The following is a 15,066-nucleotide window of genomic DNA, read 5'->3' as shown; positions in this document are numbered from 1 at the left end:
GAGAGACTGCGATGAAACATGCGGCACCTAACGTGGACGTTGTTCGGCACCTGGTCGATCGGCATCCGGGAGAGAAGGTTCGCGCAATGACACTCACGACGACCGATACCACCGTCGAGTCGACCGCCGTCTGGGAGAAGGCCTGCCCCGTCGACGAGCTCGAGCCGTCGTGGGGCGAGGCCCTGCTGCTGCGCATGAGGCAGATCGCGCTGTTCGTGATCTCCCCGCAGGAGATCTACGCCGTCGACCACCGCGACCCCGCGACCGACGCGTTCGTTATGGCTCGCGGCATCGTGGGCTCCAAGGCCGTCGCCGACGAGCACCGCCCGACCGTCGCGTCGCCCCTTCTCAAACAGGTCTACGACCTCGGCACCGGCGAGTGCTTCACCGACCCGACGCTCTTCCTCCAGACCTACCGCACCCGTGTGGTCGGCGGCTTCATCGAGGTCGAGATCGAGGATGTCGCGTGACGATGCTGCTCGAACAGCGCGCAGCCGACGAGCGCACGGCGGCGACGACCCGGCCGGCCCTCGTCGCGATCTCGCACGGCACCTCGTCGCCGATCGGCCAGCGTGCCGTCGCGTCGCTCGTGTCGGCCGTGGCGGTCGCCCGCGGCGAGCTCGTCGTGAGCGGCGGGTTCGTCGACGTGCAACAGCCCGACGTCGAAGCCACCCTCGATTCCCTCGACGGCGATACGCCGGCGATCGTCGTTCCCTTGCTGCTCTCCGCCGGCTACCACGTGCACGTCGACCTGCGCGACGAGCTCGCCGTCGCCGGCCGGCCCACCGCCCTCACCGCGGCCCTCGGCCCCGACGACCGGCTCGTCACGGTGCTGCGCAGGCGGCTCGTCGAGTCCGGATTGCGGCCGGGCGACGGTGTCGTGCTCGCCTGCGCCGGCTCGAGCGATGCCCGCGCCGTGGCCGACTGCCACGAGATGGGCGCCCGCCTGTCGGCCGTGCTCGGCGTCACCGTGCGGGTCGGGTTCATCTCGGCGGCAAGCCCCCGACTGGCCGAGGCGGTCGAACTGGAGCGCGCGACATCCGACCGGGTCGTCGTCAGCACCTACCTGCTCGCGCCCGGCTACTTCGACGACCTCGCCCACTCGACGGCCGCGGATGTCGCGACCCCGCCGCTACTCGCGGCCGGCCAGGCGCCCCCGCCCGAGCTCGTGGAGCTCGTGATCGACCGCTACGAGGCGGGTTCGTCGGCCTTCTGACACGCGTCTACGCTGTACAGGTGCGCATCGACATCATCAGCATCTTTCCGGAGTTCTTCGGGGTGCTCGACATCTCCCTGCTCGGCAAGGCGCGCGAACGCGGCCTGATCGAGCTCGGCGTGCACGACCTGCGCGACTACGCGCACGACCGTCACCGCACGGTCGACGACACCCCCTACGGCGGCGGGGCCGGAATGGTCATGAAGCCGGAGCCGTGGGGCGAGGCCTTCGACGAGGTGCTCGCCGGCCCTACTGCGGGCGCCGAGTCATCCGTCGTCGTCTTCCCGTCTCCCGCCGGCGAGCGGTTCACACAGGCGACCGCCCGCGAACTCGCCCTCGAGCCGCACCTTGTCTTCGGCTGCGGACGCTACGAGGGCATCGACCAGCGCGTCATCGCGCACACGGCGACGCGGCCGGGCGTGCGCGTGCGGGAGATCAGCCTCGGCGACTACGTGCTCAACGGGGGAGAGGTCGCCGTGATGGCGATGATCGAGGCGATCGGCCGGCTCGTGCCGGGCGTCGTCGGCAACCCCGCGAGCCTCACCGAGGAGAGCCACGAAGACGGACTGCTCGAGTACCCGAGCTATACCAAGCCCGCATCGTGGCGGGAGCTGGACGTGCCTCCGGTGCTGCTCAGCGGCAACCACGGCGCGATCGCCACGTGGCGGCACGACCAGCAGGTCGAGCGCACGCGCCGGGTTCGCCCCGACCTGCTGCCCGACTAGGAGGTTTCGATACGGTCGCTGGGCTACCTACTCAACCAGCTGGTTGAGTAGCGAGCGACGAAGGAGCCCGCGTATCGAAACCGGTGCCTAGCTGCGAGCGGTCAGCACCCGCGGGCCGTCGGCCGTGATGGCCACGGTGTGCTCGACGTGGGCGGCGCGGGATCCGTCGGCGCTGCGCAGCGTCCAGCCGTCTTTGTCGGTGTAGATCTTCGACGTGCCCAGCATCAGCCAGGGCTCGATCGCGAAGACCAGGCCCTCGCGTAGCGGGAATCCGCGGCCGGGCCGGCCGTCGTTGGGTACGTGCAGGTCGCCGTGCATGGTGCGGCCGACACTGTGTCCGCCGAAGTCGAGGTTGACGTCGAAGCCGTCCGCGCGTGCGACGGCGCCGATGGCCGCGGACACGTCGCCCATGCGGCCGCCCGGCTGCGCGGCGGCGATGCCGGCGTCGAGGGCGCGTTGCACGGTGTCGATCATCGCGAGGTCTTCGTCGCGCGGGGTGCCGACCACGAGGGTCAGCGCCGAGTCGGCCACCCAGCCGTCGACGGATGCCGCGAAATCGAGACTCACGACGTCGCCGTCACGCAGCACGTAGTCGAACGGAAGCCCGTGCAGCGCGGCGTCGTTCACCGACGTGCACAGCACCTTTCCGAACGGCGAGGCGCCGAAAGAGGGGTGGTAGTCGATGTAGCAGCTCTCGGCCTTGCGCTTCCGGATCATGCCGTGGGCGAGCTTGTCGAGGGCCAGCAGGTTCACGCCGACCGCGGTGGCGGCGGCGGTGGCTTCGAGCACGTCGGCCACGAACCTGCCCGCTTCGGCCATCTGATCGACTTCGGCCGGGGTTCGCAGTTCTATCATCGTGCAGCCAGTTTAGGCGAGGCTGCGGCGCACTACCGGGCAGCACCGGCTAACCGCCGGCACAGACTACTGATCTTCGCGACGGTAGGGCTCGAGCACCTCGCGCACAACGATGCGCGCCTTGGCCAGATAGCGCTCGTCGCCGTCACGGTCGATGCGGAATGCCCGCTGCATCAACGCGGAAGCGATCTCGATCGCCACATCGAGATCGAGCTCGAATTCCTCGGTCTGCGGCAGCTCGTAGCGAGCGGTCAGGAACTGAACCAGGTTGGTCGCGAGCTCTTTGTTGGCGTTGGTCTGGCCGTCGATGAAGCGCTCGTCGATGACGCCGCCGAAGTGCAGGGCGCGGAAGCCGGGCTCGCTGCGCGTGAGGTCGGCGTAGATGTCGAGGATGGCGTCGAGCTCGGAGAGCCAGCCGCCCGGGTTCTCCTCGATCGTGACGAAGACCGCACTGAGGAACCGCTGCATGTTGCGGGCGGCGAGGGCGCGCAGGAGCGACTGGATGTTGGGGAAGTAGCGGTAGACGACGCCGACGGACGAGTGCGAGCGCGCGGCGACGTCGCTGGTGGTGAGTCCGTCGATGCCCTTCTCGTCGATGAGGGCCGCCGCGGTGTCGAGAAGCAGGGTGATGCGCTCGCTGCTGCGTTGCTGCACCGGTTCGGTGCGAACGGAGGCCGAGCTCGGAAGGAGTGCCGTTTGGTCTTTCATTGCTACAAATACCTCGTATTCGTTATGCGCAAGCTGAGGCTACCCTAAAAACATGGTTCTTCGTCGCGCGTTCTACTATTGGCAGTTTATCGGCGCCCTGGTCTTGCCGATCTGGGTGTTGATCGGCCGGGGCATTGTGCAGGCAGATCAGGGCTGGGACTTCGTGTTCTACCTCGTGGTGTGCCCGGTGCTCTTCTTCGTGATGCTCGCGGTCGCCGGGCTGACCGTCGCGCGCAAGAAGGTTCGGGTAGCGCGGGCGGTCTCGTGGCAGGACGCCGCCATCGTCGGCGTCTGGCACATTTCTATTATCACGTATGGATTCCTCGCTTTTACCGGCTTGGCGGCGGTCATCGTGGTGCTGAGCCTGATCGCGTTCTGGAGCGCCGCCTGGCTGCTGTTCACCGAGACGCGGTCGCGGGTCAAAGAGGCGTTGTCGCTCGGCGCGATCGACGCAGGAACCTATGTCGCCGACACCTACGATCCCGCGGTCGACACCGGCCGGGTGATCATCATCAACCCCGACGGCAGTAAGGAGGACCCGCCCACACGGTGAGCCGGGCCCCACAGTGGCCGAGCGGTGCAGAGTGGCCGAGCGGTGCGCCGATATGCAACAATTGATCTTTGTGCTTCCGCACGTTTCTGCCACAGGGGAATCGTGACCGCGAGAAACACACCCCCTTCTTCACGACTTAGTTAGAACGCGATCGACCTGTGGCGGTCGCGAGGAGCGAATACCATGCATATTCTCGACGCCGTTGACGCGGTCTCCCTCAAGGACAACATCCCGGCCTTCCGCGCCGGCGACACCGTCAAGGTGCACGTAAACATCATCGAAGGCACGCGCTCGCGTATCCAGGTCTTCCAGGGTGTCGTCATCGGCCGCTCGGGCGAGGGCGTCCGCGAGACATTCTGCGTGCGCAAGGTCAGCTTCCAGGTGGGCGTAGAGCGCACCTTCCCGGTGCACTCGCCGGTCATCGACCACATCGAGGTCGTCACCCGCGGTGCCGTGCGTCGCGCGAAGCTCTACTACCTGCGCGACCTGCGCGGCAAGAAGGCCAAGATCAAGGAGAAGCGCGACAACTAGGTCACCCTCTCCGCTTCGGGCTTCCCGCCCGATGTGAGACTTTCCTGAGCTCCCTGCCGAATACAATTGGCAGGGAGCTCAGGGGTTTAATGACAAGCGAAATACAGCCGGCCGCGGAATCGCGCGCCGAGGCAGACGGCATACGCGACACGGGTACGCCGCGGCTGTCTGAGAAGCAGCGCAAGGCACGGGGCGTAAAGCTGTTCCTCCGTGACATCCTGTTCATCTTCCTCGCGGCGCTGCTCATTTCGTTCCTCATCAAGACCTTCCTGATCCGCTCGTTCTACATTCCCTCCGAGTCGATGATGGACACGCTGCACGTCAACGACCGCATCATCGTCAACCTGCTCGAACCCGATGTGGTGCCCATCGAGCACGGCGACGTCGTCGTCTTCACCGACCCGGGCAACTGGCTGCTCGGCACCGAGAAGCCCGTTCAGCAGAATCCGTTCATCGCCGGCGTCGACGCCGTGCTCGGTTTCGTCGGGCTGAGCGCGCCCGACAGCGACGACCACCTCATCAAACGCGTCATCGGCCTGCCCGGCGACGTGGTCGCCTGCTGCAACGACTTCGGCCAGCTCACCGTGAACGGCATCCCGCTCGAGGAGCCGTACATCGAGATCGGCGACCGCACCAAGGCCACCGAGAAGGACTTCACCGTGACGGTGCCCGAGGGCTACCTCTGGGTCATGGGCGACAACCGCTACAACTCGGCCGACTCGTCGTACCACTACTCGGGCGACCCCGACGCGCCGGGCACCGCCTTCGTGCCCGTGGACAACGTCGTCGGACGCGCGGTGCTCGTCACCTGGCCGCTCGACCGCTGGACCTGGCTCGACAACTACCCGCTGGTCTTCCGCGGGGTCGACGCCGCGAAGGGCTGACATGGCCGTCAGCGATCCGACGCTCGAGATCGAAACGTCGATGCACGCGGCCGGCGCCCGTTTCGTGATCGGCATCGACGAGGTGGGGCGTGGAGCGATCGCGGGACCGGTGGCCGTCGGGCTGTGTGTCGTGGATGTCACGGTCGGAGCGCACCCCGAGGGGTTGCGCGACTCCAAACTGCTGAGCGAAAAACGCCGCGTCGCCCTCGCCCCGCTGACCGCGGAGTGGGCGGTGCACACCTCGGTCGGGCTCGCCTCGGCGCTCGAGGTCGACCGCATCGGCATCGTCGCGGCGCTCGGGCTCGCTGCCAAACGCGGCCTCGTCGCGCTGCACGAGGCCGGGGCCGACATCGGCGCGAGCGTCGTGCTGCTCGACGGGTCGCACGACTGGCTCAATCCGGCACTGTCGTCGCCGCTACGGGTACAGACGCGGGTGAAGGCCGACCGCGACTGCTCGTCGGTGGCCGGTGCATCCGTCGTCGCCAAGGTGCACCGCGACTCGCTCATGATCGACGCGGATGCCCGGCAACCCGGCTACGGCTGGGCCGGCAACAAGGGCTACGGCTCCGCGGACCATTTCGCCGCGATCGCCCAACTGGGCGCGACCGATCTGCATCGGCGCACGTGGCTCAAGACTTCGGTTTAGGATTGACGCACGATGGACGAAGACGAGTTCGAAGACTATGACCGCGAGGTCGAGCTGGCCCTGTATCGCGAATACCGCGACGTGGTCGGCCAATTCCGTTATGTGGTCGAGACCGAGCGTCGGTTCTACCTCGCGAACGAGGTCGAACTCGTGCGCCAGGACACCGAGCACGACTTCTACTTCGAGCTGACGATGAACGACGTGTGGGTGTGGGACGTCTACCGTTCCGACCGCTTCGTGAAGAGCGTGCGGGTGCTCACCTTCAAAGACGTGAACGTCGAAGAGCTCTCGTCGAAAGAGCTCGAACTGCCGAAAGAGCTCGCGCTCGACGAGTAGGACCCCCGAGTTTCAGCCCGGATGCCGCAACGGCACCCGGGCTTTTTCGTTGTGCCCGCGGGCTCCTGACTCGGGACGGGAATTCGCAACTCAGGCAGGATGTCGGGCGGATGACGCGGGGCACTGTAAACACGCGGGTGCGGCCGCGACGCCGAGGGTTTCTGCCTGAGTTGCGAGATCGGGGAGCGGGTGTGTTCGTCATTCAGGAGGAGTCGGCTGGCGCGGGGTGGTGTCCCGCGAGGGTGGGCGGGGTCGGCGCCGCGCGGGGCGCATCCGTCCTGAATGACGAACTAGGCGGGGTTTCGTAACTCAGGCAGGATCCGGGGCGGATGACGCGGGGCACTGTAAACACGCGGGTGGGCCGCGCTGCCGACGGTTTCTGCCTGAGTTGCGAGACCGGCGAGCGGGTGTGTTCGTCATTCAGGAGGAAAAGCTGCCGTGGAGCGGTGTCCCGCGAGGGTGGGCGGGGTCGGCGCCGCGCGGGGCGCATCCGTCCTGAATGACGAACTAGGCGGGGTTTCGCAACTCAGGCAGGATCCGGGGCGGATGACGCGGGGCCCTGTACACGCGGGTGGGCCGCGCCGCCGACGGTTTCTGCCTGAGTTGCGAGATCCGGGCTTGTGCTGACGATAGGTACCGATATATCGTTAACACATCGTCGATCACCGGTTCGGCGAACCACACGAAAGGACGGAAACGCTATGCACAGCGACTTCCACAACCAGAACCAGCACGACCGCGGCCAGCGCCACGGTCACGGCTTCGGCCCGGGCGCCCGCGCGTTCGCCGCCGGCGGCCCCGGCTTCGGCTCGGGCTTCGGCGGCTTCGGCCCCCGCGGCTTCATGCCGCCCGGACCCCAGCGCAAGCGCCGCGGCGACGTGCGCTCGGCGATCATCTCGCTGCTCAACGAGAAGCCCTTCAACGGCTACGGCCTCATCAAGGAGATCGCGGAGCGCTCCGGCGGCAACTGGACGCCGAGCCCCGGCTCGGTCTACCCGACGTTGCAGCAGCTCGTCGACGAAGAGCTCATCGAGGCGATCGGCGAGGGCCGCCGCACCGAGTTCCGACTCACCGACGAAGGCCGTGCCTACGTCACCGAGCACGAGGACGAGCTCGCCCGCGTCTGGGCCAGCGTCACCGAGCACAACCACGCCGATGCCGGCCTGCACGAGAGCATCGCGAAGCTGATGGGCGTCGTGCACCAGTTCCGCTTCGCCGCGACAGACGAGCAGCGGGCCAAGGCGGTCGCGCAGCTCGACGAGACGCGTCGCGCCCTCTACGGCATCCTCGCCGACTGACACCGTGGCCTCCGGCCGACGGTCTCACCGGGGGAGCAGCGCATAACATGGCGTTGCTCCCCTTTCCGTTCCCCCCTCGCCCTTGGATACCGCGTGCTGCTCACCCCCGCGAACATCGCCCCGACGCTCGACCCCGCGACGCTCGAACGGTCGGCTGAGGCGGCCCTCGCGCTCGAGAACTTCCGCGCGGAGTTCACCGCCGACGATGCCGTCTTCGCCGCGGCGTTCGCGCGGGCCGAGGCGGCGGCAAGCGCGGCGCTCGCGGGTTTCGAGGCGGATGCGCGGCAGACCGGGCTCGCCCGGCTCGGCCTGGCGGCCCCGGTCGAGGCGCGGAACGCGGCATCCGTTCTGTCCGCGACCCTCGTGGCGCTCGACGCGCCCGGCGACGTCGCCGCGGTGCACGACGCGATCGACCCGGGCGACGACGAGGCTCCCGACGCCCTGGAACTCGACGGCCGCACCCTGCTCGTGCCCGCCGCGCTCGACCACGCCTGGCTGGTGGCGCGGCGCCCGTTCTTCCTCGGCAACGCGCGCACGGCCCGCGCGATCCACGCGGCCCGACTCAGCACGCCGATCGTGCCGTTTCCGATTTCGAGCGGCTGGCTCGCGGATGACACGGGCTACCGTACGGCGCTGGCGGCCTACGAGCGGGGCGACGCCAACCCGATGGTGCTCGCCCAGGCGCGGGCCATCGACGCCGCCATCGACAACGCGCGGCAGCTCGCAACCGCGCTGGCCATCACGCGCGACGACTGGCACCAGAGCATGGTGGGCGTGCGCTCGCACGCCGGCTCGCGCGAACTCGTGGGCGTCGCGCTCGAGCAGCCGGTGATCGACGCGAAGCTCGCCGTGTCGACGCTCGGTGTGACGCTCGCCGCCGCGTACACGTCTATCGAGACGCTCGTGGAACGCGGCATCCTCGTCTCCCGCGGTCCCGAGCGACGCAACCGTGCCTGGTTCGCGCCGGGAATCCTCGACGCGGTCGACGCGTTCGTCGACCGCGCGCGCCGGAGCGTGTAGGCCTCAGCGCTTGCAGCGGCTAGGCCTGCTGCGGCCCCGACACGAGGATGTCGCGCACCTTGCGGCGCTCGACCTTGCCCACGAGCGAGCGCGGCAGCTCGTCGAGCACCACGATCTTCTTCGGCACCTTGTAGGCGGTGAGCCGGGTGCGGCAGAAGTCGCGCAGCTGCTCGGTGTCGACGGTGGCGCCCTCGCGCACAACGACGGCCGCGGACACGTCCTCCGTGCCCGACGGGCGGCGGATGCCGACGACGGCGGAGGCCGTGATGTCGGGGTGGGAGAGGAGCACCTCCTCCACCTCCGACGGCGACACGTTGAAGCCGCCGGTGATGATGAGCTCCTTGATGCGGTCGATCACCGTGACGTAGCCGTCGGCCGACACCGTGACGATGTCGCCCGTGCGCAGCCAGCCGTCGGCGAGGAGCGACTCGTCGGTGTCGACGGCGCGGTTCCAGTAGCCCTGGAACACCTGCGGACCGCGCAGCAGTAGCTCGCCGGCCTCGCCCTCGTGCCGGTCCTGGCTCGGGTCGGCGGGGTCGACGACGCGGATCTCGGTGCTCGGGAACGGCACACCCACGGTGCCGGGGCGACGGCTCGGGCCCATCGGGTTGCCGACGGCGAGCGGGCTCGTCTCGGTCATGCCGTAGCCCTCGACGAGCAGGCCGCCGCTGGCCTCCTCCCAGCGCTCGACGGTGGCGACGGGGAGGCTCATGGCGCCGGAGATCGCGAACCGGATGTGCGAGAGACCGGCGCGGCGGCGCTTGGAGACCCGGGTCAGCGCGTCGTAGATCGGGGGCACGGCGGGCAGGAACGTGGGCGGCGACTTCTTCGCGGCATCCAGAACCATGTCGACGTCGAACTTCGGGAACAGCACCAGCTTCGCCCCGATGCTCATCGCTACGGTGAGGCAGAGGGTGAGGCCGTAGGCGTGGAAGATCGGCAGCACGCCGTAGAACGTCTCCTTGCCGAGCTTCAGGCCGGGCACCCAGGCCTGGCCCTGCGCGGCGTTCGCGCGCAGGTTGCTGTGGGTGAGGATGGCGCCCTTGGGAGTGCCGGTCGTGCCGCTGGTGTACTGCAGCACGGCGATGTCGTCGACCGAGGGGCGCTCCCGCTTGCGCAGGATGCGCGGGGCCTCGAGCAGCTTGTCCCACGTGAAGACCCGGCGGGCCGAGGGCGTGGCGGTCATGCTCGCGCGGGTCGTGCGCGCCTTCGCGATGGGTAGGCGCAGGGCGATGCGCTTGCCGAGGGGCAGGGCCGTCGTCATATCGACCGAGATGATCTTGTCGAGCCGCACGTCGTTCGGGAAGCCGGAGACGACGTCGTGCACCTTGTCCCAGACGATCGCGACGCGGGCGCCGTGGTCTTCGAACTGGTGGCGCAGCTCGCGCGCGGTGTAGAGCGGGTTGTGCTCGATCACGATGGCGCCGAGGCGCAGCACCGCGTAGAAGGCCGCGACGTGCTGCGGGCAGTTGGGGAGAACGAGGGCGACACGGTCGCCCTTCTTCACGCCGAGACGGCGCAGGCCCTCGGCGGCGCGGGCCACCTGCTCGGCGAGCTCGTCGTAGCTGGTCTCTGCCCCGAAGAACTCGAGGGCGGTGCGGCGCCCGTACCTCTTCACGCTCGCGTCGAGCATGTCGACGAGCGATTCGGTGGGCACGTCGATTTCGTGCGGCACGCCGGGGGCGTAGGCCGAAAGCCACGGCCGATTTTCATAAACGTTCACTGCGTCCTCCACAAGAGCGAAACTCCAGTATCCGATACAAAACCGGATGGGCCTCCCTGTCCTCACCCATTGACTTCGGTACCGATCCCTCCACGGACTGGTCGGACCCCCGCACGGCCGTTCCGCGGCGGGGGATTCTCGTAGTCGGAGGTGGTCATGGCCGCGAAAGACGAGCTGGGAAAGAAGGGCGAAGCGCTCGCCGCCGACTTCCTCGCCGAGGCGGGGATGCAGGTGGTCGAGCGCAACTGGCGGTGCGCGCAGGGCGAGATCGATCTCGTGGTGCGCGACGGCGACGAGCTCGTGTTCGTCGAGGTGAAGACGCGCTCGAGCCTCGGCTACGGGCATCCGCTCGAGGCGATCACGGTGGCGAAGCTCGCGCGGCTGAGACGGCTCGCCGGGGCGTGGTGCGCCGCGCACCCCGGGCAGCACGGGCTCGTGCGCATCGACGCGGTTGCCGTCGTCGCTCCCGTGTTCGGGGCCGTCGTGGTCGAGCATCTGAAGCGGGTGTTCTAGTGCCTATCGGGCGAACGCACGCGGTCTCCTTGATGGGCCTGCGGGGGGCGATCGTCGAGATCGAGGCCGACATCTCGGCGAATCTGCCGAACTTCGTGCTCATCGGGCTTCCGGATGCGGCCCTCGGAGAAGCCAGAGACCGGGTTCGGGCCGCTGCGACCAACTCCGGCGTCGGATTCCCGCACCAGAAGGTCACCGTCAATCTCTCGCCCGCGGCTCTGCCGAAACACGGCTCGGGTTTCGACCTGGCCATCGCCCTGGCGACCCTCGCCGCCGACGGAGCGATCGACGCGGCGTCGATCGACAGGGTCGTGCACCTCGGCGAACTCGGGCTCGACGGCCGGTTGCGGCCGATCGCCGGAATCCTGCCCGCGGTCGTCGCCGCGCGGGCCGCCGGGTTCGAGACCGTCATGGTTCCCGCCGGCAACCAGCACGAGGCGGCGCTGGTGCCCGACGTGCGGGTGGTCGGAGTCGCATCGCTGCTCGACGCCGTCATCTGGCACGGCGGCGAGTTCGAGCAGGTCGCGGTCGACCCGATCCTCGCCCCGCCGCTGCAAGCCACGACAGACGACGACACCGACCTCTCCGACGTCATCGGCAACGAGGAGGCGATCGAGGCGATGCTGGTCGCGGCCGCCGGCGGTCACCACGTGTTCATGCTCGGGCCGCCGGGCGCGGGCAAGACCATGCTCGCGGCGCGGCTGCCCGGCCTGCTGCCCGACCTCGACGCGACGGCGGCGCTCGAGGTGAGCTCGCTGCGATCGCTCTGCGGGCTGCCGATCGGGCGCACCCTCGCGCTGAGGCCGCCCTTGGAGAGCCCGCACCACACAGCCAGCTCTGCGGCGCTCATCGGCGGGGGTAGCGGGCAGATCCGGCCGGGTGCCGCCGCGCGGGCGTCGCACGGGGTGCTGTTCCTCGACGAGGCGCCGGAGTTTCCGTCGAGCGTGCTTGACGCCCTGCGGCAACCGCTCGAGTCGGGTGTCATCAGCATCCACCGGGCCAACGCCGTCGCGCACTTCCCCGGCTCGTTCCAGCTCGTGATGGCGGCCAACCCGTGCCCGTGCGGGCAGTACGGCGCCCGGGATTCGGAATGCACGTGTTCGCCGATGGCGCGACGGCGCTACCTCGGCCGCATCTCGGGGCCGCTGCTCGACCGCATCGACATCCAACTGCGGGTGAGCCGCATCACCTCGGCACAGGTGCGGCTCGCCGACGAGTCCGTGCGGGTGTCGACGGCGGCCGCCCGGGCCCGCGTCCGCGAGGCACGCGAGACGGCGGGTGCCCGGCTGGCGTCGACCCCGTGGACGCTCAACGCTCACGTGCCCGGGCAGTGGCTGCGCAGCAAGGGCATGCGTCCCGCGCAGGCGACCACCGCATCCATCGACCGCGCCCTCGAACGCGGTGGCATCACCATGCGCGGCTACGACCGGGTGCTGCGGCTCGCATGGACGCTCGCCGACCTCGACGGCGATGCCCGACCCGACGCCGACCACGTCGGCCGCGCGCTCTACCTTCGGAAGGCGATGAACTCATGACGATGTTCGGACTGAGCGAGAACGACATCGAACCCCTCGTCACGGCGATCGCCGCACGTGACCTCACGCGCGACGCGCAGCAGGAGGTGTTCGCGCGCGCCGCGTGGACGGGGATCGCTGAGCCGGGCGACCGGCTCGCCGGTGTGCTCGTCGAGAGGATCGGGGCGGCCGAGGCCCTGCGCGCGATGCTCGCGTCTCCGTCGGCCGACTCCCTGTTCGCCCTGCTGGCCGGTAGCGAGGTCGAACAGGACCACGTGACGCAGGCCCTGGAGCGGTGGCGACCCCGCCTCGACCTGTCTGTGGCGGTGAACGCCATGCGCCAGGCGGCGCGCGTCGAGGCTCGGCTGCTCGTGCCCGACGATCCGCGCTGGCCGACCGGTGTCGACGACCTCGGCCCACACGCACCGCTCGCGCTGTGGGTGCGCGGCAACGACGGCGCGCTCGCGGCCCTGTCCCGCTCGATCGCCCTGGTCGGCGCCCGGGCGGCGACGGGCTACGGGGAACACGTGACGATGGAGGCCGCCGCCGGCCTGGTCGACCGGGGCTACGCGATCGTCTCGGGCGCCGCCTACGGCATAGACGGCATGGCGCACCGGGCGGCCCTCGCGAGCCACGGGCAGACGGTGGCATTCCTGGCCGGGGGAGTGGACCGTTTCTACCCGAGCGGGCACGACGCGCTGCTCACCCGCATCGTCGACGAGGGCGCCGTGATCTCCGAACTGCCGTGCGGCCAGGCGCCGACCAAGTGGCGCTTCCTGCAACGCAACCGGCTGATCGCGGCGGCGAGCTTAGCGACCGTCGTGGTGGAGGCGGGCTGGCGGTCGGGGTCGCTCAACACCGCCGCGCACGCGTCGACGCTCGGCCGGCCGCTCGGGGCCGTCCCAGGCCCCGTGACGAGCGCGGCCTCCGCCGGCTGCCACCGTCTCATCCGCGACTTCACCGCGGTGTGCGTGACGAACCCCGACGAGATGGCCGAGCTCGCCCCGCTCGAAACGGCGCCGGCGCTGTTCGGGCCCGGCGATCTCGACGACCGCTCGCCCGACCGCACGCGGCTGTTCGACGCCATCAGCGTGCGTTCTCCGCGGCACGTCGCCGACATCGCCGCGCGTGCCGGGCTGTCGCTCGACGCCGTGCGGTCGCTGCTCGGAGCGCTCGAGCTGGAGGGCGAGGTCGCCGAACGGGAGAGGGGGTGGGTGCGGGTGGGGAGAGACGGCGGGGCGCCGGGATAGCTGAGAGGCCGGGCTAGCTGAGGGGCGGGGCCGGCTGAGGCGCCGGGCGTCCGTCTAACCGTCGCCGGGCTAGCTGTCGACGACGCCGGCTATTTGTCGACGACGCCGATGAAACGGCCGGCGATGTCGTCGAACTCCTCGCGATGCAGGCCTGCGGCGGGGTCGGGCAGATCCCAGATGGCGTGGTCGTCGCAGCTCAGGTAGGTGAACTCGGGCCACCACTTCTTGGGTCGGGCCTGCTCGGTGTAGCCGCAGATGTCGCAGGTGAGGGTGACCCAGACCGGGCGGGCCTTCGCGCTGCGATTAGCGCGGGACTGCACGAGCCACGGCGGCGGGTTCTGCTCGAGCTCCGTGACATCCTTTTCCGACATCTTCGCGGGCAGCTCGTGGCGCACGGCCATTTCGACGGGGATGTCGAGGCGCTGGGCCACGTCTCTTCTGCTGATCACCCGTCAACGATAGGCGCTCGCCGCGGAATCGGTGCCACCCCGCGGCATCCGTCGGCCACTCGGCGGGCATCGCTGCGGGCGCCGCCGGCTACTCGGCGGCCTTCGCGACCGGCCTGATGAGTTCGGGCCCCTCGCCCTGATGCGGCAGCGGCGCGACCTCGCGGATCTCGAGCCCGCCCGCGACGGGCAGCGCCGCCTGGACCGCCGCGTCGACGAAGTCCTGGTCGCCGACGGTCGCCGGATCGAGCCAGCGCCCCCACCAATCGCGGGGCAGCGGCACCGGGTTGCGGTCGTGGATGTCGAGCAACTCGTCGACGGCGTCGGAGGTGAGGATCGTCGCGGTGAGGTTCCACGACGTGGGGTCGTCGGCGTCTTTGCTGTGGTCTTTCCACCAGGAATAGAGTCCAGCGAACGCGAGGGTCTCGTCGGTCTTCGCGTGGATGTAGAACGGCGTCTTCTTCTTGCTCACCGGATCGGTATGCCACTCGTAGTAGCCCGACGCCGGGATCAGCGCACGCTTGCTCTTCACCGAGGCCGAGAACATCGACTTCGATGCGGCCGTCTCCGACCGCGCATTGAACGTGGGGAACTTGGTGGTGAGGGTCTTCGACCACCCGGGCACGAGCGACCAGCGGGCGGTCTCGAGCCTGCGCACCAGCTCGCCCGCCTTGACGCTCTCGATCACCACGGGAACCTGCTGCGTCGGCGCGAGATTGAAGCTCGGCGCCCAGTCGTGAACGTCGCCGCCGGCCGCGACGAACTCCTCGATCAGTTCGTTGGTGTCTTTGTCGACAGCGAATCGTCCGCACATAGCAACATTGTGCACCCGGGCGCCGACACGCGCC

18 protein-coding genes are annotated in these 15,066 nt (G+C 69.3%); 13 read left to right on the top strand and 5 right to left on the bottom strand.

Annotated features, from left to right (window positions below; genetic code table 11):
* The first annotated feature begins 86 nt into the window (after positions 1–86).
* The 3 genes from nirD to trmD are packed head-to-tail and all read left to right on the top strand — an operon-like array spanning position 87 to position 1,941.
* Positions 87–470, top strand: a complete 384-nt coding sequence (gene nirD, locus ACLQ6X_RS17380; RefSeq protein ID WP_411701402.1) for a nitrite reductase small subunit NirD — start codon at positions 87–89, stop codon at positions 468–470.
* Between the two features lie 2 nt (positions 471–472).
* Positions 473–1,216, top strand: coding sequence for a sirohydrochlorin chelatase (locus ACLQ6X_RS17375; protein ID WP_411701417.1), 744 nt, complete (start codon positions 473–475; stop codon positions 1,214–1,216).
* Positions 1,217–1,236: 20 nt separating this feature from the next.
* Positions 1,237–1,941 carry a tRNA (guanosine(37)-N1)-methyltransferase TrmD gene (trmD, locus tag ACLQ6X_RS17370; protein WP_411701401.1) on the top strand — a complete coding sequence of 235 codons (705 nt, stop codon included), beginning with the start codon at positions 1,237–1,239 and terminating at the stop codon, positions 1,939–1,941.
* Positions 1,942–2,028: 87 nt separating this feature from the next.
* Here the strand turns inward: trmD and map are convergent, their stop codons facing one another.
* Together map and ACLQ6X_RS17360 are read right to left on the bottom strand one after the other, a co-directional pair.
* Complete coding sequence (gene map / locus ACLQ6X_RS17365) at positions 2,029–2,796, bottom strand: type I methionyl aminopeptidase (protein ID WP_411701400.1); 768 nt, start codon at positions 2,794–2,796, stop codon at positions 2,029–2,031.
* 66 nt (positions 2,797–2,862) lie between these two features.
* The gene (locus tag ACLQ6X_RS17360) at positions 2,863–3,504 is read right to left on the bottom strand and encodes a TetR/AcrR family transcriptional regulator (protein WP_411701399.1); all 642 of its coding nucleotides are present in this window, start codon (positions 3,502–3,504) and stop codon (positions 2,863–2,865) included.
* Positions 3,505–3,556: 52 nt separating this feature from the next.
* Here ACLQ6X_RS17360 and ACLQ6X_RS17355 point away from each other — a divergent pair, with 52 nt between their 5' ends.
* The 7 genes from ACLQ6X_RS17355 to ACLQ6X_RS17325 all read left to right on the top strand — a co-directional run bounded on the left by ACLQ6X_RS17355 (position 3,557) and on the right by ACLQ6X_RS17325 (position 8,772).
* On the top strand, positions 3,557–4,057 hold the full coding sequence (locus ACLQ6X_RS17355) for an MFS transporter (RefSeq protein ID WP_411701398.1): 501 nt from the start codon (positions 3,557–3,559) through the stop codon (positions 4,055–4,057).
* Positions 4,058–4,240: 183 nt separating this feature from the next.
* Positions 4,241–4,588: a 50S ribosomal protein L19 gene (rplS, locus tag ACLQ6X_RS17350; RefSeq protein ID WP_188509980.1), complete on the top strand. Its 348-nt coding sequence runs from the start codon at positions 4,241–4,243 to the stop codon at positions 4,586–4,588.
* Positions 4,589–4,677: 89 nt separating this feature from the next.
* Positions 4,678–5,472: a signal peptidase I gene (gene lepB / locus ACLQ6X_RS17345; protein ID WP_411701397.1), complete on the top strand. Its 795-nt coding sequence runs from the start codon at positions 4,678–4,680 to the stop codon at positions 5,470–5,472.
* A gap of 1 nt (position 5,473) precedes the next feature.
* Positions 5,474–6,118 carry a ribonuclease HII gene (locus tag ACLQ6X_RS17340; protein WP_411701396.1) on the top strand — a complete coding sequence of 215 codons (645 nt, stop codon included), beginning with the start codon at positions 5,474–5,476 and terminating at the stop codon, positions 6,116–6,118.
* Positions 6,119–6,130: 12 nt separating this feature from the next.
* Positions 6,131–6,454: a DUF2469 family protein gene (locus ACLQ6X_RS17335; RefSeq protein WP_184237343.1), complete on the top strand. Its 324-nt coding sequence runs from the start codon at positions 6,131–6,133 to the stop codon at positions 6,452–6,454.
* 701 nt (positions 6,455–7,155) lie between these two features.
* Entirely contained in the window at positions 7,156–7,752 is a 597-nt protein-coding gene (locus ACLQ6X_RS17330) for a PadR family transcriptional regulator (protein WP_411701395.1), read from the top strand.
* 93 nt (positions 7,753–7,845) lie between these two features.
* Positions 7,846–8,772 carry a hypothetical protein gene (locus ACLQ6X_RS17325; RefSeq protein WP_411701394.1) on the top strand — a complete coding sequence of 309 codons (927 nt, stop codon included), beginning with the start codon at positions 7,846–7,848 and terminating at the stop codon, positions 8,770–8,772.
* A 19-nt stretch (positions 8,773–8,791) separates the two neighbouring features.
* Here ACLQ6X_RS17325 and ACLQ6X_RS17320 read toward each other — a convergent pair whose 3' ends face one another.
* Complete coding sequence (locus tag ACLQ6X_RS17320; protein WP_411701393.1) at positions 8,792–10,495, bottom strand: long-chain-fatty-acid--CoA ligase; 1,704 nt, start codon at positions 10,493–10,495, stop codon at positions 8,792–8,794.
* Between the two features lie 156 nt (positions 10,496–10,651).
* On the opposite strand from ACLQ6X_RS17320, the gene ACLQ6X_RS17315 reads away from it, so the two are divergent.
* The 3 genes from ACLQ6X_RS17315 to dprA are packed head-to-tail and all read left to right on the top strand — an operon-like array spanning position 10,652 to position 13,772.
* Entirely contained in the window at positions 10,652–11,008 is a 357-nt protein-coding gene (locus ACLQ6X_RS17315; RefSeq protein WP_411701392.1) for a YraN family protein, read from the top strand.
* Positions 11,008–12,543 carry a YifB family Mg chelatase-like AAA ATPase gene (locus ACLQ6X_RS17310; protein WP_411701391.1) on the top strand — a complete coding sequence of 512 codons (1,536 nt, stop codon included), beginning with the start codon at positions 11,008–11,010 and terminating at the stop codon, positions 12,541–12,543. Before ACLQ6X_RS17315 ends, ACLQ6X_RS17310 begins: the two co-directional genes overlap by 1 nt.
* Complete coding sequence (gene dprA, locus ACLQ6X_RS17305; protein ID WP_411701390.1) at positions 12,540–13,772, top strand: DNA-processing protein DprA; 1,233 nt, start codon at positions 12,540–12,542, stop codon at positions 13,770–13,772. The genes ACLQ6X_RS17310 and dprA overlap by 4 nt, the downstream gene beginning before the upstream one ends.
* 89 nt (positions 13,773–13,861) lie before the next feature.
* Here the strand turns inward: dprA and ACLQ6X_RS17300 are convergent, their stop codons facing one another.
* Positions 13,862–14,221: a hypothetical protein gene (locus ACLQ6X_RS17300; protein WP_411701389.1), complete on the bottom strand. Its 360-nt coding sequence runs from the start codon at positions 14,219–14,221 to the stop codon at positions 13,862–13,864.
* An 88-nt stretch (positions 14,222–14,309) separates the two neighbouring features.
* A partial coding sequence (locus tag ACLQ6X_RS17295; RefSeq protein WP_411701388.1) for an SOS response-associated peptidase occupies positions 14,310–15,066 on the bottom strand: 757 nt, incomplete at its 5' end.

It is taken from the genome of Conyzicola sp., assembly GCF_046714715.1.
Classification (GTDB): Bacteria; Actinomycetota; Actinomycetes; order Actinomycetales; family Microbacteriaceae; genus Conyzicola.
This window is presented reverse-complemented; position numbering and strand designations above follow the sequence as displayed.